This window comes from uncultured Salinicola sp. (assembly GCF_937921195.1).
Taxonomy (GTDB): Bacteria; Pseudomonadota; Gammaproteobacteria; order Pseudomonadales; family Halomonadaceae; genus Salinicola.
Genome location: NZ_CALFQK010000076.1, coordinates 14,647 through 33,787, shown reverse-complemented (window position 1 = coordinate 33,787; position 19,141 = coordinate 14,647). Strand labels below are relative to the sequence as shown.

General features: G+C 64.1%; 18 protein-coding genes. 6 read left to right on the top strand and 12 right to left on the bottom strand.

All coding sequences use genetic code 11. The annotated features are described in order from the left end of the window. Positions 1-182 precede the first annotated feature (182 nt). The 4 genes from Q0602_RS06640 to Q0602_RS06625 form a co-directional block, all read right to left on the bottom strand. Positions 183-452 (bottom strand): hypothetical protein, encoded by a 270-nt coding sequence (locus Q0602_RS06640; RefSeq protein WP_298840576.1) that lies wholly within the window; start codon positions 450-452, stop codon positions 183-185. 163 nt (positions 453-615) lie between these two features. Then, a complete protein-coding gene (locus tag Q0602_RS06635; RefSeq protein WP_298840573.1) occupies positions 616-3,003 on the bottom strand; it encodes a DNA polymerase II in 2,388 nt (795 codons plus the stop codon). 37 nt (positions 3,004-3,040) lie between these two features. After that, complete coding sequence (locus tag Q0602_RS06630) at positions 3,041-3,970, bottom strand: AEC family transporter (protein WP_295036199.1); 930 nt, start codon at positions 3,968-3,970, stop codon at positions 3,041-3,043. A gap of 77 nt (positions 3,971-4,047) precedes the next feature. After that, positions 4,048-4,467 (bottom strand): hypothetical protein, encoded by a 420-nt coding sequence (locus Q0602_RS06625; protein ID WP_298840569.1) that lies wholly within the window; start codon positions 4,465-4,467, stop codon positions 4,048-4,050. Between the two features lie 251 nt (positions 4,468-4,718). Between Q0602_RS06625 and metG the strand changes: the two genes are divergently transcribed. The 3 genes from metG to nth all read left to right on the top strand — a co-directional run bounded on the left by metG (position 4,719) and on the right by nth (position 8,595). Beyond that, positions 4,719-6,788 carry a methionine--tRNA ligase gene (gene metG / locus Q0602_RS06620; RefSeq protein ID WP_295036197.1) on the top strand — a complete coding sequence of 690 codons (2,070 nt, stop codon included), beginning with the start codon at positions 4,719-4,721 and terminating at the stop codon, positions 6,786-6,788. Positions 6,789-6,949: 161 nt separating this feature from the next. After that, positions 6,950-7,960 carry an RnfABCDGE type electron transport complex subunit B gene (locus tag Q0602_RS06615; RefSeq protein WP_298840565.1) on the top strand — a complete coding sequence of 337 codons (1,011 nt, stop codon included), beginning with the start codon at positions 6,950-6,952 and terminating at the stop codon, positions 7,958-7,960. After that, entirely contained in the window at positions 7,957-8,595 is a 639-nt protein-coding gene (gene nth, locus Q0602_RS06610) for an endonuclease III (RefSeq protein WP_298840562.1), read from the top strand. The genes Q0602_RS06615 and nth overlap by 4 nt, the downstream gene beginning before the upstream one ends. Before the next feature lie 15 nt (positions 8,596-8,610). On the opposite strand, the gene Q0602_RS06605 is transcribed toward nth, so the two are convergent. From Q0602_RS06605 to Q0602_RS06590, 4 genes are all read right to left on the bottom strand, one after another. Beyond that, positions 8,611-9,126, bottom strand: coding sequence for a DUF1161 domain-containing protein (locus Q0602_RS06605; protein ID WP_298840558.1), 516 nt, complete (start codon positions 9,124-9,126; stop codon positions 8,611-8,613). Between the two features lie 109 nt (positions 9,127-9,235). Then, positions 9,236-9,898: a glutathione S-transferase gene (locus Q0602_RS06600; RefSeq protein ID WP_298840555.1), complete on the bottom strand. Its 663-nt coding sequence runs from the start codon at positions 9,896-9,898 to the stop codon at positions 9,236-9,238. Positions 9,899-10,052: 154 nt separating this feature from the next. After that, positions 10,053-10,358: an HlyU family transcriptional regulator gene (locus Q0602_RS06595; RefSeq protein WP_298840549.1), complete on the bottom strand. Its 306-nt coding sequence runs from the start codon at positions 10,356-10,358 to the stop codon at positions 10,053-10,055. Between the two features lie 64 nt (positions 10,359-10,422). Continuing rightward, positions 10,423-11,643: an argininosuccinate synthase gene (locus tag Q0602_RS06590; protein ID WP_295036192.1), complete on the bottom strand. Its 1,221-nt coding sequence runs from the start codon at positions 11,641-11,643 to the stop codon at positions 10,423-10,425. Positions 11,644-11,866: 223 nt separating this feature from the next. On the opposite strand from Q0602_RS06590, the gene rnt reads away from it, so the two are divergent. Then, positions 11,867-12,532, top strand: coding sequence for a ribonuclease T (rnt, locus tag Q0602_RS06585; RefSeq protein ID WP_295036191.1), 666 nt, complete (start codon positions 11,867-11,869; stop codon positions 12,530-12,532). Between the two features lie 70 nt (positions 12,533-12,602). Here the strand turns inward: rnt and grxD are convergent, their stop codons facing one another. Further along, positions 12,603-12,947, bottom strand: coding sequence for a Grx4 family monothiol glutaredoxin (grxD, locus tag Q0602_RS06580; RefSeq protein WP_295036190.1), 345 nt, complete (start codon positions 12,945-12,947; stop codon positions 12,603-12,605). Between the two features lie 416 nt (positions 12,948-13,363). Here grxD and argF point away from each other — a divergent pair, with 416 nt between their 5' ends. Continuing rightward, complete coding sequence (gene argF, locus Q0602_RS06575; protein WP_295036189.1) at positions 13,364-14,281, top strand: ornithine carbamoyltransferase; 918 nt, start codon at positions 13,364-13,366, stop codon at positions 14,279-14,281. 68 nt (positions 14,282-14,349) lie between these two features. On the opposite strand, the gene Q0602_RS06570 is transcribed toward argF, so the two are convergent. The 3 genes from Q0602_RS06570 to Q0602_RS06560 all read right to left on the bottom strand — a co-directional run bounded on the left by Q0602_RS06570 (position 14,350) and on the right by Q0602_RS06560 (position 17,503). Further along, positions 14,350-15,045: a VTT domain-containing protein gene (locus Q0602_RS06570; protein WP_298840543.1), complete on the bottom strand. Its 696-nt coding sequence runs from the start codon at positions 15,043-15,045 to the stop codon at positions 14,350-14,352. A 75-nt stretch (positions 15,046-15,120) separates the two neighbouring features. Continuing rightward, on the bottom strand, positions 15,121-16,617 hold the full coding sequence (gene trpE, locus Q0602_RS06565; protein ID WP_298840625.1) for an anthranilate synthase component I: 1,497 nt from the start codon (positions 16,615-16,617) through the stop codon (positions 15,121-15,123). Positions 16,618-16,837: 220 nt separating this feature from the next. Further along, on the bottom strand, positions 16,838-17,503 hold the full coding sequence (locus Q0602_RS06560; RefSeq protein ID WP_295036187.1) for a phosphoglycolate phosphatase: 666 nt from the start codon (positions 17,501-17,503) through the stop codon (positions 16,838-16,840). A 318-nt stretch (positions 17,504-17,821) separates the two neighbouring features. Here Q0602_RS06560 and Q0602_RS06555 point away from each other — a divergent pair, with 318 nt between their 5' ends. Further along, complete coding sequence (locus Q0602_RS06555; protein WP_298840540.1) at positions 17,822-19,120, top strand: NAD(P)/FAD-dependent oxidoreductase; 1,299 nt, start codon at positions 17,822-17,824, stop codon at positions 19,118-19,120. The last annotated feature ends 21 nt before the right edge of the window (positions 19,121-19,141 follow it).

Sequence of the window (19,141 nt, the reverse complement as noted above, 5' to 3'; positions counted from 1 at the left end):
CTGTTGGGTACATGGCGACGCGATCGTCGGCAGACAACCCCAGGCGAGCTTGATCCACCGATCGGACACGCCCCTCAGCATAGGCCAAAAAAAGGCTCGAACCCGTTACGGTTCGAGCCTCTTGTACCGTGCCGCTGGCGACGCCCCGCGGGCAGCCGACCGAAGGCCGAGGACTCAGTGGCTCAGCGACACGCCACCGCCTGGCGCAGCGTGCTCTTCACCCACAGACGCTGACCGTCCGGCGTCTTGCCTTGATCGTTCCATTGTTGGTTGGTCTGGACACAGAACGAGCCAAGATCCTCGACGGCTGGGGCTGCGGCATCGGGGCGCTCACCACCGATCCGCAGGACATCGGTATTGTTCGACTGGTAATTGGGCGCGAAGGTATTGGAGGCGCAGCCGGCCATCGCCACGACCAAACCAGACGCCATCAGAATACGGCGGAATGCCATCTTGCATGAATCCTCGAGGGGCACCCGGCACCGCGCACCCACGTGCCCGGTTGCCTGGCGCAGCACCGGCACGATTGCCGGCAGCGCGTATTTAGCACCGCGCCCGGAGGCTGTCAATCGGCAGGTGGCGTCAGTGGCGCCGGGATAGATCGATCGCGGTCATTCAGAAAAGCCCCAGCTGTCGACCGGTGATCTTTTCGAAATCGTCGCCCACGAACGGCAGGATGCCATCGGCAACCGGTTGGAGCTGCCGACTGATGTAGTGCTCGTAGTCGATCGCCGAACGCCGATTTTCCAACGGCTCCGGGCCGGCGACCGTGATCAGGTAGCGTATCCAGCCCCCATTCTGGTACTGGAGCGGGCGCGCCATCTGGCGGTTGAACTCGTCGGCCAGGCGCGCCGCGCGCACGTGGGGCGGGACGTTGCGCTGATAATCTTCCAGCTTGCGCCTGAGCCGTTTGCGATACACCAGTTGATCGTCGTTCTCCCCGGCCAGTGTCTGCTGCACGGTCTCGCGCACGTAATCGCGATAGGGTTCGTCGGCGAAGATCCGCCGGTAGAGTTCGCGCTGGAAAGCCTGGGCCAGCGGCGACCAGTCGGCACGCACCGACTCCAGCCCCTTGAAGACCAGTCGCTCGCTCCCGTCCGCCTCGCGGACCAGGCCGGCATAGCGTTTCTTGCTGCCCTCTTCCGTGCCACGAATGGTCGGCATCAGAAAGCGTGTGAAGTGCGTCTCGAACTGCAATTCCAGGGCGCTTTCGAGCTGTAGCTCGTCTCGCAGATGCCGCTGCCACCAGGCATTGACCCTGGCCACCAACCGTTTCCCGATCGTGTTGGCGGCTTCGGCCTCGTGGGCTTTGCCCAACCACACGAATGTCGAGTCGGTATCGCCATAGATAACGGTATAACCCTCAGTCTCGATCAGCTCTCGCGTGCGGCGCATGATCTCGTGACCGCGCATGGTAATCGACGAAGCCAGCCGCGGATCGAAGAACCGGCAGCCCCGCGAGCCGAGCACGCCATAGAACGCGTTCATGATGATCTTCAACGCCTGGGCCAGCGGCGCGTTGCCCTCGCGCTTGGCCGCCTCGCGCCCTTCCCACACCTGCTCGACGATCGCCGGCAGCGCATGGGCGGTTCGGGAAAACCTCGCCCCCAGGAACCCCGCCACCGAGTGTGCGTCATCCGGCGTGCGCAACCCTTCCACCAGGCCGACCGGATCGATCAGAAACGAGCGGATGATCGAGGGATAGAGACTCTTGAAATCGAGCACCAGCACCGAATCGTAGAGGCCCGGACGCGAGTCCATCACGTAGCCGCCCGGGCTGTCGTCGCCGTCGCGGCTGCCCAGGGTCGGGGCGACGAACCCGAGCCGGTGCATGCGCGGCAGATAGAGATGGGAAAATGCCGCGACGGAGCCACCGCTGCGATCGGCGGAGAGCCCGGTGACGCTTGCCCGTTCGAGCAGGAAGTCGATGATCCGGGTGTGCTCGAAGATGCGCGTCACCAGCTCGCAATCCTTGAGGTTGTAGCGGGCCAGCGCCGGCTTGTCCTCCGCGAACATGCGGTTGATATCCGCCATGCGTTGATAGGGGTTGTCGATCGCCTTGCCCTCGCCGAGCAGCGTCTGGGCGACGTTTTCGAGGCTGAAGGAGGGAAAGCTCCAGGTCGCCGAGCGCAGCGCCTCGATACCGTCGATCGCCAGCCGCCCCGGAATGGTGACGAAATAGTGATTGGGCTGGTGACCATGCGCCCGCCACTCCACCGGCGCTCCGCCTCGCCCCAGCCGCAAGGCGACATTCAGGCGATCTGCGTGACGCTGCAGCTGGCGCAGGTCGAACTGGATCACGCTCCAGCCGATGATCGCATCCGGGTCGAAGCGCGCGAACCAGCCGTTCAGCGCGTGCAGCAGATCGGCGCGGGAGTCGCAGTAGACGAGTTCGAAATCCCGCTCGCGATCGGCCTTGCTCCCGTTGCCCGCCAGCGGCCCCAGCATGTAGACGATGCGCTGGCCGCATCCATGCAGGCCGATCGAGTAGAGCTCGCCGCGCTCGCTGGTCTCGATGTCCAGCGAGCAGAGTGTCAGCTGCGGCCGATAGTCCGGCGCCGGCTTCAACTGGGCATCGACCAGGGAACCGTCGGCCGCCTGGGTCGCCATTGCCACGACCGGCGCGGTAATGAAACGCTCCATCAGATAACGGTCCGGCGGTCGGATATCGGCCTCGAGCAGATCGACACCGGCGTCGGCGAGACGTCGCTCCAGGTTCATCAACTGCCGATGCTGGCGACAGTAGAGGCCGAGCACCGGACGGAGATCGAAGTCCTTCAGCTCGAGTTCGCGCAGTTCGACATCGCGCTCATGGCGAATCGAGCGCTCGACGCTCTCGCGCTGATCAGCCGGGACGAAAGCCACCGATCTCTGCGGCGGCAGGCGCACCAGTCGCGGCCCGTCATCGGTGGCCAGCCAAAGCGATACATCGGTACCGGTCGGCGTGTCCTGCCATTGGCGGGTCAGAATGAAACCCTGTTGCGTCACGCTATTCGATTGCACGGTGGTCGACACCCGTCCCTTTCCGTTCGGAGAGCACTCAGAAGGAGAGCACCCACGGCAGCGCGAACCCGAGATAGACCGGTATCAGCAAGGGTGCGGCCAGTGTGGTGATCAGTACGGCGATGGCGCCCTTCTCGGGGCGAATCTCCAGCTCCATGGCGATGACCACCACATTGGCGGCCATGGGGACGGCGCCGATGAGCAGAAATGCCAGCGCCAGCGAGTCCGAGACGCCCACGCTCATCCGCAGCAGCAGCACCATCATTAGCGTCGCCAGTGGCCAGACGACGAAGCGCACCAGCACGCAGCCGGCGACGAAGCGCAGGTCGAACTCCCGCCACGTCACGCGCCCCAGCGTCATGCCGATGATCATCATCCCCAGCACCGTGAAACAGTACTTGAAGTAGTCGAGCCCATCCGCGACGACGTCCGGCACCTGCCAGCCGAGAGCGCTGACCAGCATGCCGGCCGCGAACGCGTAGATCAGCGGCAGCCTCGCCAGTCGGGTCAGGCTCTCCTTCACCGAGAAACGTCCCCTGGCGCTGACATAGAAACCGACCGTGAACTCGTAGAGCGAGACGCCCAGCATGCAGAAGAGATAGAGCGTGACCCCCTCCGGCGGCAGCAGCACCAGCGCGATCGGGAAACCGAAATAGCCCGTATTGCCGGTCCCGGCGGAAAAGGCCAGTAGCGCCCGTTCCTGTTCGGCAAAAAAGCGGCTGGCTACCCAGTTGACCGCAAGACAGAGGCAGGTCGCCAGCAGCAGCACGCTGAGCGTCAGTACCAGCTTGTCGGCACTGGGCTGCCCCTGGGTCAGGCCATGGAAGAAGGTCAGCGGTGAAATGATGTAGACGAGTAGCGTCGCTATCGGCCGAGGATCGACCCTCAATCGCCGCGCCGCCAGCCAACCCAACGCGACGAAGAAGAGCAGCATCCATAGTGACTGGGAAAGATCGATTTCGGCCATCCGGGGTTCCTTGAGCAACGGTCGGCGGTAACGGTTTGGCCGCTAACTGTAACACCCTAGAAGATGTGAACTGGATCCTAGTCTTGCGTAGATGCTGGCCAGCCGGGAAACCGGCGCTGCGTCGAAGCCAAGATGCACAGCAGCAGCAAGACCTGGAACGGCAATCGCCACAACAGCAGCCACTCGGGGACCTGGGGAAACCGCTCTGGATGGAGCCACATGTAGACATTGGCCGGCGTCACGCAGATGGTCAGCACCACCAGTCCCCAGCCTGCCAGCGCGCGAAAGCGCGGCAGCAAGATGCCGACCGCCCCCAGCAGTTCGAAGAAGCCGCTGATCAGCACCGCCGCGTCGGGCCAGGGCAAACCCGGCGGGATGATCGACGCGAAGGCGTCCAGCATCACGAAATGGCCGATGCCGCCGATGGCGAACCAGATGAAGACGACGGAGAGACCGGCGGTGCGCCAGCCATGACGATGGAGAGCGATGGGAATCACCTCTGTTCAGGGATGGGGGCCCACATGGGAGGAGAGATCGTAACCGGCAGCATAGAACATAAACGGTCCGGACCGCCCTGAAGGCCCTCGCCCGCGGCCAGCCGGGACAATGCCCATGACCCCGCTCGCACCCGACGCAAAGCCCCCGCCATCGGTGCTACAATCGTCGACCACGTTTACAGCCTATCCACCCGGCGGGGCCTTCGATACCGCGCCGCCTCGGGTTTCGTTACGGGAATGTTCCAGTCGCCATGTCGAACAACGCCTCGCTTTCGCGCCAGATCCTCGTCACCAGCGCGCTGCCTTATGCCAACGGCTCGATCCACCTGGGCCATCTGCTGGAGTACATCCAGACCGATATCTGGGTACGCTTTCAGAAGAGCCGCGGCCACGAGTGCCACTACGTCTGCGCCGACGACGCCCACGGCACCGCGATCATGCTGCGGGCCGAGCAGGAAGGCATCACCTCGGAGCAGTTGATCAGCAAGGTCAGCCAGGAGCACCAGGCGGACTTCGCCCGGTTCGGCGTGGCCTTCGACAACTACCACTCGACCCATTCCGAAGAGAACCGCCTCCACAGCGAGCGCATCTACACCGCACTGCGCGATGCCGGCCATATCAGCACCCGCGACATCGAGCAGATGTACGATCCGGTCAAGGGTCTGTTCCTGGCCGACCGTTTCATCAAGGGCACCTGCCCGAAGTGCGGCAGCGAGGACCAGTACGGCGACAACTGCGAAGTGTGCGGTGGGACCTACACCCCGGCGGAGCTGATCAATCCGGTGTCGGCGATCAGTGGCGCCACGCCGGAAGTGCGCACTTCGACTCACTACTTCTTCAAGCTGCCGAACTTCGAGGAGTTCCTCAAGCAGTGGACGCGCTCCGGTCGCGTGCAACCGCAGATCGCCAACAAGCTGCAGGAGTGGTTCGAGGCCGGTCTCAACGAGTGGGACATCTCCCGCGATGCGCCCTACTTCGGCTTCGAGATCCCCGATGCGCCGGGCAAGTATTTCTACGTCTGGCTGGACGCGCCGATCGGCTATCTGGCGAGCTTTCAGAACCTGTGCGACCGCGAAGGTCTCGATTTCGACAGCTACTGGAAGGCGGACTCCAACGCCGAGGTCTATCACTTCATCGGCAAGGACATCGTCTACTTTCATGCGCTGTTCTGGCCGGCAATGCTCGAAGGCGCCGGCATGCGCACGCCGACCGGCGTCAACTGCCACGGTTTCGTCACCGTCAACGGCGCCAAGATGTCGAAGTCCCGCGGCACCTTCATCAAGGCGCAGACCTACGCCGAGCATCTCAACCCGGAATACCTGCGCTACTACTTCGCCGCCAAGCTGACCTCCCGGGTCGACGATCTCGACCTCAACCTCGAGGATTTCGCGGCGCGGGTCAACTCGGACCTGGTCGGCAAGGTGGTCAATATCGCCAGCCGCTGCGCGGGCTTCATCAACAAGCTCGCCGACGGGCAGCTCTCTTCGACCTGCGCCGAACCGGAACTCGTCGCCAGGTTCATCCACGCCGGCGATGAGATCGCCGCCGATTTCGAGGCCCGTGAGTTCGGCCGCGCCATGCGCAAGGTGATGGAACTCGCCGACGAGGCCAATACCTACATCGCCGACAAGGCGCCGTGGGTGCTGGCCAAGGAAGGCGGTCGCGAGCAGGAAGTGATCGATATCTGCTCGGTGGGGATCAATCTGTTCCGCACCCTGATGGTCTACCTGCAGCCGGTGGTGCCGGCAATGGCCGAGCAGGCGCGACGGTTCCTGCAGGTCGACAGCCTCGCCTGGGCGAGCCGCCAGCAGGTACTGGAAGGTCATGTCATCGGCAAGTTCAAGCCGCTGATGACCCGTGTCGAGAGCGATAGGATCGAATCGATGATCGAGGCCTCCAAGGAGGTGCTCGAGGAGGAGAAGAAATTGACCGGAAAAGCCCCCTCGAACCCCGCCGAAGCGCTCCAGAATACGCCACTGGTGGACGAGCCGATCGGCGACGAGATCGCGTTCGACGATTTCATCAAGGTCGACCTGCGCATCGCCAGGATCGAGAAGGCCAGCTATGTCGAAGGCTCCAACAAGCTGCTCGAGTTGACCCTCGACCTGGGGGGCGAAACGCGCACCGTGTTCTCCGGCATCCGCAAGGCGTATGCGCCGGAGGCGCTGGAAGGCCGGCTGACGGTGATGGTCGCCAACCTGGCGCCGCGCAAGATGCGCTTCGGCGTCTCCGAAGGCATGGTGCTGGCCGCGGGCGATGAAGACGGAATCTATCTGATGTCGCCGGACAGCGGCGCCAAGCCCGGCCAGCGAGTCACCTGATTAGCCGGCGGAGTCATATTCGATGAACGCGCGGCCTCGGTCGCGCGTTTTGCTTGGGCCCAATTGCAGGCCAGAATCTCGAAGCGTACGTGGCAAAAGTCTATAATGCCGCGCTGTCCCTGCCAGGGGGCGGCCGTTCGTCCCGCTATTTCGGAAACCTCATGACAGCCGCTATCACCGTCGAACGTATCGATGCCGAACTGCCGCAGACCCAATGCGGCAAGTGCGGCCATGACGGCTGCCGCCCCTACGCCGAGGCGATCGTGGAGGGCGAGGCGATCAACCGCTGCCCGCCCGGTGGCGAGGCCACGCGTGACCGACTGGCAGCGCTCACCGGCCAACTGCCTCTCGAACTGATCGAGCCGCCCCAGACACCGTTGCTGGCCGTGATTCGCGAGGCCGAATGCATCGGCTGCACCAAGTGCATCCAGGCCTGCCCCGTCGATGCCATTCTCGGTGCCGCCAAGCAGATGCACACGGTCATCGAATCCGAATGCACCGGCTGCGAACTGTGTATCGCGCCCTGCCCGGTGGACTGCATCGATCTCGTCGCGCATCCGCAGTGGCAGAACGCCGCCGATACGGCCGAGCGTCAACGCTATCTCGACTGGCGGGCCGCCAACGGACGCCGACGCTTCGAGGCGCGCAACCGGCGACTGGCCGTCAGAGCGGAAGAGAAACGCCGCAAGCGCGAGCGACGCCGCGCCGCGGCGGCACGGCAGGTGACCGAGGCACCACCGGCATCACGTGAACGGCCCGCCGATGTGGACGTTACCGCCTTGAAGGCACAGGTGGCGACCCTGACTGCGCGTCGAAAACGCCTGCAACGCCAACTGGACAGAGCCGAGGAGGCGCAGCGCCCCGCACTTCTCGAGCGCCTGGCGGGATTCGACGATCAGCTCGACGCCTTGAACCGACGACTCGACTCCGCGCCGGCACCGGACCGGAGCGCCACGCGCGATCACCAGCATATCGCCGTGGCGGCAGCGGAGCAGGCAATGCGCAAGGCGCGCCAGGAGCTCGCCCATTTCCAGCGTCAGGGCGATCAGGCGGGCATCGGGCAGGCGTGGGACAAGATACACGAGGCGGAGCGGCTGATCTCCCTGGCCAGCCGAGCGCCCGCCAACTCGCCTGCCGGAGACGCGGGCGACCATCGGGGAACGACATCATGAACGCCACCAAGCGAGAGCAGATCTTTGCCCGCCTCAAGGCCAACAACCCCGAACCGACGACCGAGTTGAACTGGTCGACCCCGTTCGAGCTACTGGCAGCGGTACTGCTGTCGGCGCAGGCGACGGACGTGGGCGTGAACAAGGCGACCGCGAGGCTGTTTCCGGTGGCCAATACGCCGCAGGCGATCATCGATCTCGGACTCGACGGGCTGAAGGAGCACATCAAGACCATCGGCCTCTACAACACCAAGGCCGAGAACCTGATGAAGACCTGCCATATCCTGGCCGAGCAGTACGACGGAGACATTCCGCGCACCCGGGAAGGACTGGAGGCGCTACCCGGCGTGGGGCGCAAGACCGCCAATGTGATTCTGAACACGGCATTCGGCGAGCTGACCATGGCAGTGGATACGCACATCTTCCGCGTTGCCAACCGCACCCGGCTGGCCCCGGGCAAGAATGTGCTGGAGGTCGAGCAGAAGCTACTCCGCCATGTCCCCAGGGCTTATCTCAAGGATGCCCACCACTGGCTGATCCTGCATGGCCGCTACACCTGCCTGGCACGCAAGCCGCGCTGCGGGAGCTGCGTGATCGAGGACCTGTGCGAATACCCGGACAAGATCGATATCGCCTGATGTCGATGGCCGTTGTCAGGGGCTCGATTCCGGCTCCTGCCCGGCCTCTCCATTCTCGGGCTGCCGGGTCGGCACCGCGTCCTGGCCCATGGATTCCGGCGCGGTGGGCGTGGTCTCCGGCAAGCTGCTGCCATCACCGTTCGCGGCGCTGCCCGAGGCATCGGTGGTCGATGCCTCCTCTCTCGGTGGCGTAGCGCTCATTTCGGTCGCTCCGTCACGGCTGTAGACGATCTTGCGCGTGCCGCCATCACAGCTGCCGACCACTTCGGCGCCGGCAAAGGCTTCCCCCTCTCTCACCACGTCATCGTCGACCTGGGCGTTGTCGACGATCTCGAGCAGGAAATGCCGGGCCCCATTGTCACGGATGGTCTGGTCGATCTGTGTCTTGAGTCTTTCGCAGGCCAGGCGCGCCTCGGGTTGCTGGTCGAACGGCGAATCGCTCTGCTGCGCCTGGGCCCAGGCGAGAGACGATGCCAGGCCGGCACTACTCAACCCCATCACGACGGCGGACTTCCAGGTAAAAACACGCATAGACACTCCTCAATCCATGGCAATGCACGGATGACGGACAATGCCGCCAATTCGCGCGGGAAATACCGCTCCGATCCCCCCGCCTCGACCGACGTGGATTCGGAAGGCTTCACAACCGGAATTCCCCGCCCTTCTCGATCGCTCGTTGATAGGCCGGACGATCGCGTATCTGTTGCAATACTCTTTTGATATTAGGACGCTGGGCCAGATCGGCACGACTTTCCGCCGCCAGCAGCGGAAAGCTCATCTGAATGTCGGCCGCGCTGAATTCATCGCCTGCGAACCACGGGTGCTGACGCAGTTCACTCTCCCAGTAGTCGAGATGCAGCCCAAGCTGGGGGTCGAGGAATTTCTGGCGGACGCCATTGGCCAGCAGCCGGCCGATCGGTCGAATGACCGCGGGCACCGGCGGCTTGCCCAGCTTCGAGAAGACCAGCTTCATCACCAGCAGCGGCATGGCCGACCCTTCGGCGTAGTGTAGCCAGTAGGTGTAGCGCAGCCGCTCCGGCGTGCCGGCCTCCGGCACCAGGGCATCGCCACCGTAGCGGGAGACGAGATACTCGACGATCGCACCGGATTCGGCGACGGTGTGAGCGTCGTCGGTGATGATGGGCGACTTGCCGAGCGGATGGATCCGCTTCAGCTCCGCGGGTGCCAGCATGGTCTTGGGGTCGCGTCGATAGGTCCGAATCTCGTACTCGACACCCAGCTCCTCCAGCAGCCACAGGATACGCTGCGAGCGGGAGTTCTCGAGATGATGAACAGTGATCATGTCAGCGCTTCCTTGCCGTTTTTTCAACTCTCCTGGCCGCCAGGACATTCAGCGGCCGGCGGAAATGCCCTTAACCATAGGAAGTTATCGCTGAAGCCGCCACTGACGAAAACGGCGCCACCCAGGCGCCGTCCTCGAGTTCGACCGGTCGTCGTCAATGCTGCTGCTCGAACATCTCATCGCCGACATCGTCGATATATCGCTGGCTCTTGGCGATCGTCAGTTCCACGCAGGCATCTTCGCCCGGCACCACATCCGAACGCTCGAAGCGGCGCTCCAGGGTCTCGCCGCCCTCGACCGGTTTGCGAATCCAACCACTGACCCGATGCTGGCCTCCGACATCCTGCGGCTCGGGGACGATCAGGAACCCCTTGTACTCGACCGGCTCGCGCTCTTTTGTGGGCGTGGCGGGTTTGGCATTGCCACCGCCCAGCAGCCCGGAGAACAGTTTCTTCAGCATACGTTGCTCCCGATTCGGATGCCGACACGGCAGGTATCGGCATCAAGGGTTGGACCGGACGGCGCTAGCTCGCGGAGCGGCCCTTGCCTGCCGCGATCCGCAGACGCAGCGCATTGAGCTTGATGAAGCCTTCGGCATCCTTCTGGTCGTAGGCGCCGGCATCATCCTCGAACGTGGCAATCGACTCGTCGAACAGCGACTGCTCGGACTTGCGCCCGACCACCGTCGCGCTGCCCTTGTAGAGCTTCATTCGCACCACGCCATTGACGAACGCCTGGGTTTCGTCGATGGCGGCCTGGAGCATGCGGCGCTCCGGGCTCCACCAGTAACCGTTGTAGATGGTCTTGGCGTACTTGGGCATCAGTTCGTCCTTGAGATGCGCCGCCTCGCGGTCGAGCGTCAACGACTCGATGGCACGATGCGCCCGCAGCAGGATGGTGCCGCCAGGCGTTTCATAGCAGCCGCGGGACTTCATGCCGACATAGCGGTTCTCGACGATATCGAGACGGCCGATGCCGTTGTCGCCACCCAGCTTGTTGAGCCTGGCCAGCACCTCGTGCGGCTTGAGCGGCTCGCCGTCGATGGCGACGACGTCGCCATTCTCGTAGGTCAGCTCGATGTAAGTCGGCTTGTCAGGCGCGGCTTCCGGCGCCACGCTCCAGCGCCACATCTCCTCTTCCGCCTCGGCCCACGGGTCCTCGAGAATGCCGCCCTCGTAGGAGATGTGCAGCAGGTTGGCATCCATCGAGTACGGCGACTTCTTCTTGCTCTTGGAGAAGTCGACCGGGATGTCATTGTCCTCGCAGTACGCCATCAGCTTCTCGCGGGAGTTCAGGTCCCACTCGCGCCACGGCGCGATGACCTTGACCCCCGGCTTCAGGGCGTAGGCGCCCAGTTCGAAGCGCACCTGGTCGTTGCCCTTGCCGGTGGCGCCGTGGGAGATCGCGTCGGCACCGGTCTCGTTGGCGATTTCGATCAGACGCTTGGCGATGAGCGGCCGCGCGATGGACGTGCCCAGCAGGTACTCGCCCTCGTAGATGGTGTTGGCCCGGAACATCGGGTAGACGTAATCGCGAACGAACTCTTCTCGCAGGTCCTCGATGTAGATCTCCTTGACCCCGAGCGCCTGCGCCTTGGCTCGCGCCGGCTCGACCTCTTCGCCCTGACCGATATCGGCGGTAAAGGTGACCACTTCGCAAGCGTAGGTTTCCTGCAGCCACTTCACGATCACGGAAGTGTCAAGGCCGCCGGAATAGGCGAGGACGACCTTTTTGACATCGGACATGCGATAGCTCCTTAGCAAGTTTGAATTGACGGGCAAGGTATGTCGTTCTTTGACGTGCGGCAATCGGCGAACGGTGCAGCCCGAAATTATAACGCTCCCGGCCCGCCACGAACACCGAGCGACGGGACGGCAATGGCCGAAACTGCTAGACTCTACGCGGTTTCATGACCGCGGTTTCCTCTACACATTACCACTACCACACCAAGGGAATGGGAGTCATTGCATGTCGGACGCCAGCACGAAAGAGCTGATGGCGCAGCGTTTTCGCGGATATCTCCCGGTCGTGGTAGACGTCGAAACCGGCGGGTTCAATTCGGCCACGGATGCGATCCTGGAAATCGCCGCCGTGCCGCTGACCATGGACGATCAGGGCAACCTGCTGCCACTGGATACCATTGCCTTTCATGTCGAGCCCTTCGAGGGCGCCAACGTCGAACAGTCCGCCCTGGATTTCACCGGCATCGACCTCTCCAGCGCCTTCCGCAAGCAGATCGCCGTCAGCGAGCGTGAAGCGCTGGACGGACTCTTCAAGCCGATTCGCAAGACCATCAAATCCCACGACTGCTCGAGGGCCATCCTCGTCGGCCACAACGCCTCCTTCGATCAGGGATTTCTCAACGCTGCCGTCAATCGCTGCAATATCAAGCGCAATCCCTTTCACCCCTTTTCCAGCTTCGACACCGCGTCGCTCTCGGCACTGGCTTACGGCCAGACGGTGCTGGCGCGAGCCTGCCAGGCAGCGGGTATCGAATTCGACAACTCGTCGGCCCACTCGGCGAGCTACGATACCGAACGCACGGCGGAGCTGTTCTGCGCCATCGTCAACCGCTTCAAAGACCTGGGCGGCTGGAATCTGGCGATGAAGGAGCAGGGTCTCGACGATATCTGAACGCTGAAACGACAGACGCCCCGTCCTGGGACGGGGCGCCTCACTTCACGGCGGCTTGGACAGCGCCGGCTCAGCCGTCGCTCGGGGCTTCGGCGGACTTGGCCGCGGCAGCCTTGACCATGGGCTCCAGCTCACCGTTCTGGTACATCTCGACGATGATGTCGCAGCCACCTACCAGCTCGCCGTCGATCCACAGTTGGGGAAACGTCGGCCAGCTGGCGTACTTGGGCAGCTCCGCCCGGATGTCCGGGTTGTCGAGGATGTTGACGAAGGCGAACTTCTCGCCGCATGCCATCAACGCCTGAACCGCCTGGGCCGAGAAGCCGCACTGGGGCAGCTGGGGCGATCCCTTCATGTAGAGCAGGATGGCGTTGTCACTGATCTGCTGCTTGATCGCTTCGATGGTATCGCTCATGAGACGTCCTGTAGCGGGAAGAGAGAGCCGCTGGCCCACCCTTCGCGTGTGCGCGAATATAAAAGACCGTGACACCATTCTACTGATGACATCGGCCGAAAACACCCCCGCCCTCCTCTGAAGGTATCCCGCGGCGTTGCGCCGCTCACGGGGTCTGGTTAGGATGATTGGCTTTCGCACGGATCGACGCTGGCCGCCGACGCCCGCCCAGGGCGCGGCTCCCCATGGCATCGATCGTGGCGCCGCCTAGCGAAACGCCCCACCGGGCGCTTCGCCCGCGGCGCTTTTTTCTTTTTCTGGTGGCAGCCGCCATGGCGGGCACGGTCACCGATCGAGTTTTCAGTGCGGCGCGCCGGGATGATGCCGCATGCCTTGAAGCCCATGTCTCAACGTCAAGTCACGACAGGAATCCGCCCATGAGCGCACGCCACTTTCTGACCCTTCTGGACCTCTCCGCCGACGAGCTCGATTATCTGATCCAGCGCGGGATCACGATCAAGAACCGCCTGAAGACCAACGGCCCCGTCTACACGCCGTTCAGCAACCGCACCCTGGCGATGATTTTCGAGAAGTCCTCGACGCGAACCCGGGTGTCGTTCGAGACCGCCATGGCGCAGTTCGGCGGCCATGCGCTGTTTTTGTCATCGCGGGACACCCAGCTCGGCCGTGGGGAGCCAATCGCGGATACCGCGCGGGTGCTCTCGGAGATGGTCGACGCGGTGATGATCCGCACCTTCTCCCATGCCGGCCTGGAGGAGTTCGCCGCCGCCAGCTCCGTGCCGGTGATCAACGCCCTGACCGACGATTACCACCCCTGCCAGCTGCTGGCCGACGTCATGACCTGGACCGAATGCCGCGGGCCGGTCAAGGGCAAGACGGCCGTCTGGATCGGTGACGGCAACAACATGTGCCACTCCTGGATCAACGCCGCGCGCCGGTTCGATTTCCAGCTGCGCATCTGCTGTCCGGAGGGTTACGAGCCACGTCGGGACATTCTCGAGGCCGCAGGCGAGCACGCCGTCATCGTGCGCGATCCTGGCGAAGCCGTTCGAGATGCCGACCTGGTCACCACGGACGTCTGGGCGTCGATGGGCCAGGAGGAAGAGCAGGCCAAGCGCGAACGTGACTTCACCGGCTTCCAGGTCACCGAAGCGTTGCTGGATCTGGCCGGGCAAGAGGCTATCTTCCTGCACTGCCTGCCGGCCCATCGCGGCGAGGAGATCAGCGCCACCCTGCTCGACGACCCACGCGCCGTGGTCTGGCAGGAAGCCGGCAATCGCCTTCATGCCCAGAAGGCGCTGATCGAGTTCCTGTTGCTGGGGCGGGTCGCCTGACCCGGCGATGAAAACGCCGCGATCCGTCATGGATCGCGGCGTCTGGATTCTGCACCGCTCCTGTCCGGTCAGGAGCTTGCCGGGCGCGGGGCTCTGCGCCGCGCCCGGTAGCCCACCGCCATCTTCAGCGTCACGACGACCAGCGCCACCAACGCCATCGCGACGAGTATCTGGCCCACATCCCCCTCCAGCGCCGACTTGCCCAGCACTACGAACGCCACGGCATAGGGTCCGGTCGTCATCAATGCCACCGTCAGGTAGATCGACCGGGGGACGCCGGCGATCCCCAGGGCGTAGTGCTTGATGAACATCGGCACCCCGGGCACCAGCTTGATCAGGAAGGTGACTCGCCAGGCGTCGCCCCGGGTCCGGTCGAGACCCGCCAATGCCGGGAAGCGCCGCTCGATGGCACGGCTCAGAGCCGGCCGCAGGCGGCCGTGGGCAATGGCATAGCAGAGCAGCAGGTTGAGCAGCGTGGCGACGGCGGAGAACGCCAGCCCGGCGGGGATACCGAAACGCAGCCCGGCGATGACGTAAAATGGCGTCATCGGCAGGCCCAGCGCCGGCAGCAGCGTCATCGACATCAGCAGGGCCAGTGGGTGCAGCGTCTCCAGCGATTCGAGTGACAGCCCGCCCCAGACGAGGAGCCCTGCAGTCAGCGTGGCGAATCCGAGCAGCGCCGACGCCCACAGCCACCAGCGACGCAGGGGGCGTGGTGGCGAGCCGGCATGGAATCGAGGGGAGTTGGGGGGCGCGTGTCGCATGCCCCCAATCTAACCCGGTTTCGATGAAGGATCGATGACAGGTGCGGAAGGAATCGGTACCCCTTCCGCGGTCGCTCACTCGAGGTTGTCGAGCCCTTTCTCGGCCATCGCCACGGCGCGGAACAGCGCCCGGCGCTTGTTGAGCGTCTCGTTCCACTCATCGTCGGGGTTGGAGTCGGCGACGATGCCGCCACCGGCCTGGACGTGCAGCTCGCCATCCTTCAGCACCGCCGTGCGAATCGCGATCGCCATGTCCATGTTGCCGTGCCAGGAGAGATAGCCCACGGCACCGGAATAGACGCCACGCTTGACCGGCTCCAGCTCGTCGATGATCTCCATCGCCCGGATCTTCGGCGCCCCGGAGAGGGTGCCGGCCGGGAAAGTGGCCCGCAGCACGTCCATCGCCGACATGCCCTGGCGCAGCTTGCCGGTGACGTTGGAGACGATGTGCATGACGTGGGAGTAACGCTCGATCGCCATCCTGTCGGTGAGCTCGACCGTGCCGATTTCGCTGATGCGGCCGATATCGTTGCGTCCGAGATCGATCAGCATCAAGTGCTCGGCGATCTCCTTGGGGTCGGCCAGCAGTTCCTCCTCCAGCGCCTTGTCCTGCTCGGGCGTCGCACCGCGCGGTCGCGTGCCGGCGATCGGGCGGACCGTCACCTCGCCACCCTCCAGCCGGGTCAGAATCTCGGGGGACGACCCGATCACGTGATGGTCGTCGAGATTCAGAAAGAACATGTAGGGCGACGGATTGAGACTGCGCAGCGCCCGGTAGAGATCCAGCGGCGGCGCCTGGTATGGAATCGACATGCGCTGGGACGGCACGCACTGCATGACGTCGCCGGCCAGCACGTACTCCTTGATCGTCGCCACCGCGTCCTTGTAGCCCTGCTCGCTGAAGCTGGCGTGGAAGTCGTCCTCGGCGACATCCGCCCGGCCGGTGCCCGGACTCAAAGTGTTGAAGGTGGCACTGCGCAGCTTCAGCTCCAGCGTCTCGAGTCGCTCTACCGCGTCGGCATAGGCGTGGGGCGACTCCGGGTCGGCGTGAGTCCACAGCTGCAGGCGGCCGGAGAGGTTGTCGAAGACGACCAGGTCGTCGCACACCATCAACAGGATGTCCGGCACCCCGATGGGGTCCGGCTTCTCGGCGGCGAGCGCAGTGCGCAGCTTCGGTTCGATATAGCGAATGGTGTCGTAGCCGAAATAGCCCACGAGACCGCCATCGAACCGCGGCTGGTCATTCAGGTCCGGAACCTTGAATCGCGCCTGGAATCGCTCGATCCAGGCCAGCGGATCCTCGACTTCACTGACGCCAGCCTCTTCGCCATCGACGATGTGGCGAACGGTAAGGCCCCGCACCTCGATCCGCTCCCGGCTGGGCAGGCCGATGATCGAATAACGCCCCCACTTCTCGCCTCCCTGAACCGATTCGAGCAGAAAGGTCCAGGGCGCATCGGCCAGCTTGAGGTAGGTCGACAGCGGCGTATCCAGATCGGCCAGCACCTCGCGGGTGACCGGAATACGGTTGTAGCCGGCTTGCGCCAGCTCGGCAAAGCGATCGGAGGTCATCATGGGACCGGGCTCCAGCAGTGAAAATCAGCAATCGGCAAGCGAGGCAGTTCGGCTGACAATCACCATCGCCAACGCGTCACGTGGCGCATCAGCACGCTGGGACTGAAAAAGCGTTGGATATCCGGTCGCATGTGAAAGCTCGGTCGAGGGGAAACGAAAATATCGGGAAGGTGCGCAAGAACGACGCCACGATTACCGTGACGCCGGTTCGGAAACCCTAAACGAGTTCCCCCAGCGATTCAACCACGCCATCCGGGCGGCTCGAGGCCACCGGCTCGCCGTGGTTGTAGCCGTACGGCACCGCCAGGGTGCGGAAACCGGCCCGTCTCCCCGCCTCCACGTCGTGGCGCGAATCCCCCACCATCAGACACTGTGCGGGCGCGATGCCGAACTGCGCCGCCAGATGAAGCAGCGGCGCAGGATGGGGTTTCTTCTCCGCCAGCGAATCCCCGCCCAGCGTCATCCGAAAATAGCGACGCAGACCCAGTGCCTCGAGAATCGGATCGATGAATGCCGCGGGCTTGTTGGTGACCAGCGTCACGATGACGCCCCTAGCCTCCAGCGATTCAAGTGCTTCGCGGACACCGGGATACGCCCGGGTGCGCTCGCAGGGCGCCGCGTGATACGCACGCAGGAATTCATCATGGCTCGCCGTCAACCGGGCCGGATCCGGCACCTCGCCCAGGACGCTGGTCAACGCCCGCTCGACCAGCTTGTGCGAGCCGTTGCCCACCCAGTCACGCACCTTGGCCTCGCCTACCGGCACCAGGTGCTGCCCGCTCAGCATCGTGTCCACCGCCGCCGCCAGATCGGGTACGGAGTCGATCAAGGTGCCATCGAGATCGAAGGCGACCAGCCGGATGTCCTGAAGCGCCGGGTGCATGAGGGAATCCTCGCGTGAAAGGTTGAAAAGACGACACACCGCGCAGCAGCTTACCCAAAACGGCGTAAGTTTACGCAACCCACGGATGCCAAGTGTCGATGATCGGCGTATCCTCGGACACATCTTTCGTCGCATCGACGGTGCTCATTTCCGTGAACGTGCAGTCTCGCAATCCGATGTCGTCATCACTCGGCTCTCGGTGTGCCTGCCTGTCACCAGCCATCCTCCCCGAGCCCCCGCGATACGCCCGGACCGACGGTCCCGATTTCCCCGGCTGTACCCTTCTCATTTTTCTGATTTCTCGATTGGAGTTTCCCCATGACCACACCACGCATCGTCGTGGTCGGTGGCGGCGCGGGCGGACTCGAGCTGGCAACCCGCCTGGGTCGCAAGCTCGGCAAGTCCCAGCGTGCCGACATCGTCCTCGTAGACCGCAACCCCACTCACATCTGGAAGCCCCTGCTGCACGAGATCGCCACCGGCACCCTCGACTCCGGGCTCGACGAGGTCTCCTACCAGGGCCACTCCAAGAGTCACGGCTACCGGTTCCAGCGGGGTACGCTGAGCGCCATCGATCGCGACAACCGCACCCTGACGCTGGAGCCGATCCACGACCAGGACGACGCCGTCGTGCTACCGGCCCGTGAGCTCGAGTACGACTACCTGGTGCTGTCCGTCGGCAGCGTCTCCAACGATTTCGGCACGCCCGGTGTGTCCAGGCACTGCCACTTCATCGACAGCCCGCAGCAGGCGGAGAGTTTTCGCCGCAACATGCTCAACACCTTCCTGCGCTACAGCGATCCGGAGCGGCGGACACACCCCAAGCTGACCGTCGGCCTGGTTGGCGCGGGCGCTACCGGCGTCGAGCTCGCCGCCGAACTCTTCGGCGCCTCCCGGATGCTGCACAGCTACGGGTTCACGGCGCTGGACAGCGGCAAACTCGAGGTCCATCTGATCGAGGCGGCACCGCGTATCCTGCCGGCCCTGCCCGAGCGGATCAGCCGTGCGGTGCATGGCGAGCTGGAGCGACTCGGCGTCAAGATCCATGTCGACACCCGGGTCACCGAAGCCAACGCCAACGGCTTCATCACCGCCGACGGCGAGCCGCTGGAGACGGACCTCAGCGTCTGGGCGGCCGGCATTCGCGCGCCGGAATTCCTGTCGCAACTGGGACTCGCCACCGAGCGCAACCACCAGATCAAGGTCCACGAGACCCTGCAGAGTCTCGACGACGAGCGTATCTTCGCCTTCGGCGACTGCGCCTCCTGCCCGCAGCCCGACGACAAGCGAGTGCCGCCCCGGGCCCAGGCCGCTCATCAGCAGGCGACCCACTGCTACCACAATCTGCGTGCGGCCATGGACGGCAAGCCGCTCAAGCCGTTCATCTACCGCGACCGGGGCTCGCTGATCTCGCTGGCGCACTTCGAGGCGGTCGGCAGCCTCATGCGTGGCGCCTCGGCGCGCAGCCTGTTCATCGAAGGCCGGCTGGCCAAACTGTTCTACGCTTCTCTCTACCGGATGCACCAGATGGCGATTCACGGCATCTTCAAGACCGGCATGACGGTCATCGTCGATGGCCTCAACCGCTACATCAGGCCGAAGATGAAATTGCACTGAAGCATCGACCCCGAAACGTCA

Coding starts and splice junctions, on each gene's coding strand:
- Q0602_RS06640 (WP_298840576.1), bottom strand. CDS start 452: ATGGCATTCCGCCGTATTCTGATGGCGTCTGGTTTGGTCGTGGCGATG.
- Q0602_RS06630 (WP_295036199.1), bottom strand. CDS start 3,970: ATGGCCGAAATCGATCTTTCCCAGTCACTATGGATGCTGCTCTTCTTC.
- metG (WP_295036197.1), top strand. CDS start 4,719: ATGTCGAACAACGCCTCGCTTTCGCGCCAGATCCTCGTCACCAGCGCG.
- Q0602_RS06615 (WP_298840565.1), top strand. CDS start 6,950: ATGACAGCCGCTATCACCGTCGAACGTATCGATGCCGAACTGCCGCAG.
- nth (WP_298840562.1), top strand. CDS start 7,957: ATGAACGCCACCAAGCGAGAGCAGATCTTTGCCCGCCTCAAGGCCAAC.
- Q0602_RS06605 (WP_298840558.1), bottom strand. CDS start 9,126: ATGCGTGTTTTTACCTGGAAGTCCGCCGTCGTGATGGGGTTGAGTAGT.
- Q0602_RS06600 (WP_298840555.1), bottom strand. CDS start 9,898: ATGATCACTGTTCATCATCTCGAGAACTCCCGCTCGCAGCGTATCCTG.
- Q0602_RS06595 (WP_298840549.1), bottom strand. CDS start 10,358: ATGCTGAAGAAACTGTTCTCCGGGCTGCTGGGCGGTGGCAATGCCAAA.
- Q0602_RS06590 (WP_295036192.1), bottom strand. CDS start 11,643: ATGTCCGATGTCAAAAAGGTCGTCCTCGCCTATTCCGGCGGCCTTGAC.
- rnt (WP_295036191.1), top strand. CDS start 11,867: ATGTCGGACGCCAGCACGAAAGAGCTGATGGCGCAGCGTTTTCGCGGA.
- grxD (WP_295036190.1), bottom strand. CDS start 12,947: ATGAGCGATACCATCGAAGCGATCAAGCAGCAGATCAGTGACAACGCC.
- argF (WP_295036189.1), top strand. CDS start 13,364: ATGAGCGCACGCCACTTTCTGACCCTTCTGGACCTCTCCGCCGACGAG.
- Q0602_RS06570 (WP_298840543.1), bottom strand. CDS start 15,045: ATGCGACACGCGCCCCCCAACTCCCCTCGATTCCATGCCGGCTCGCCA.
- trpE (WP_298840625.1), bottom strand. CDS start 16,617: ATGACCTCCGATCGCTTTGCCGAGCTGGCGCAAGCCGGCTACAACCGT.
- Q0602_RS06560 (WP_295036187.1), bottom strand. CDS start 17,503: ATGCACCCGGCGCTTCAGGACATCCGGCTGGTCGCCTTCGATCTCGAT.
- Q0602_RS06555 (WP_298840540.1), top strand. CDS start 17,822: ATGACCACACCACGCATCGTCGTGGTCGGTGGCGGCGCGGGCGGACTC.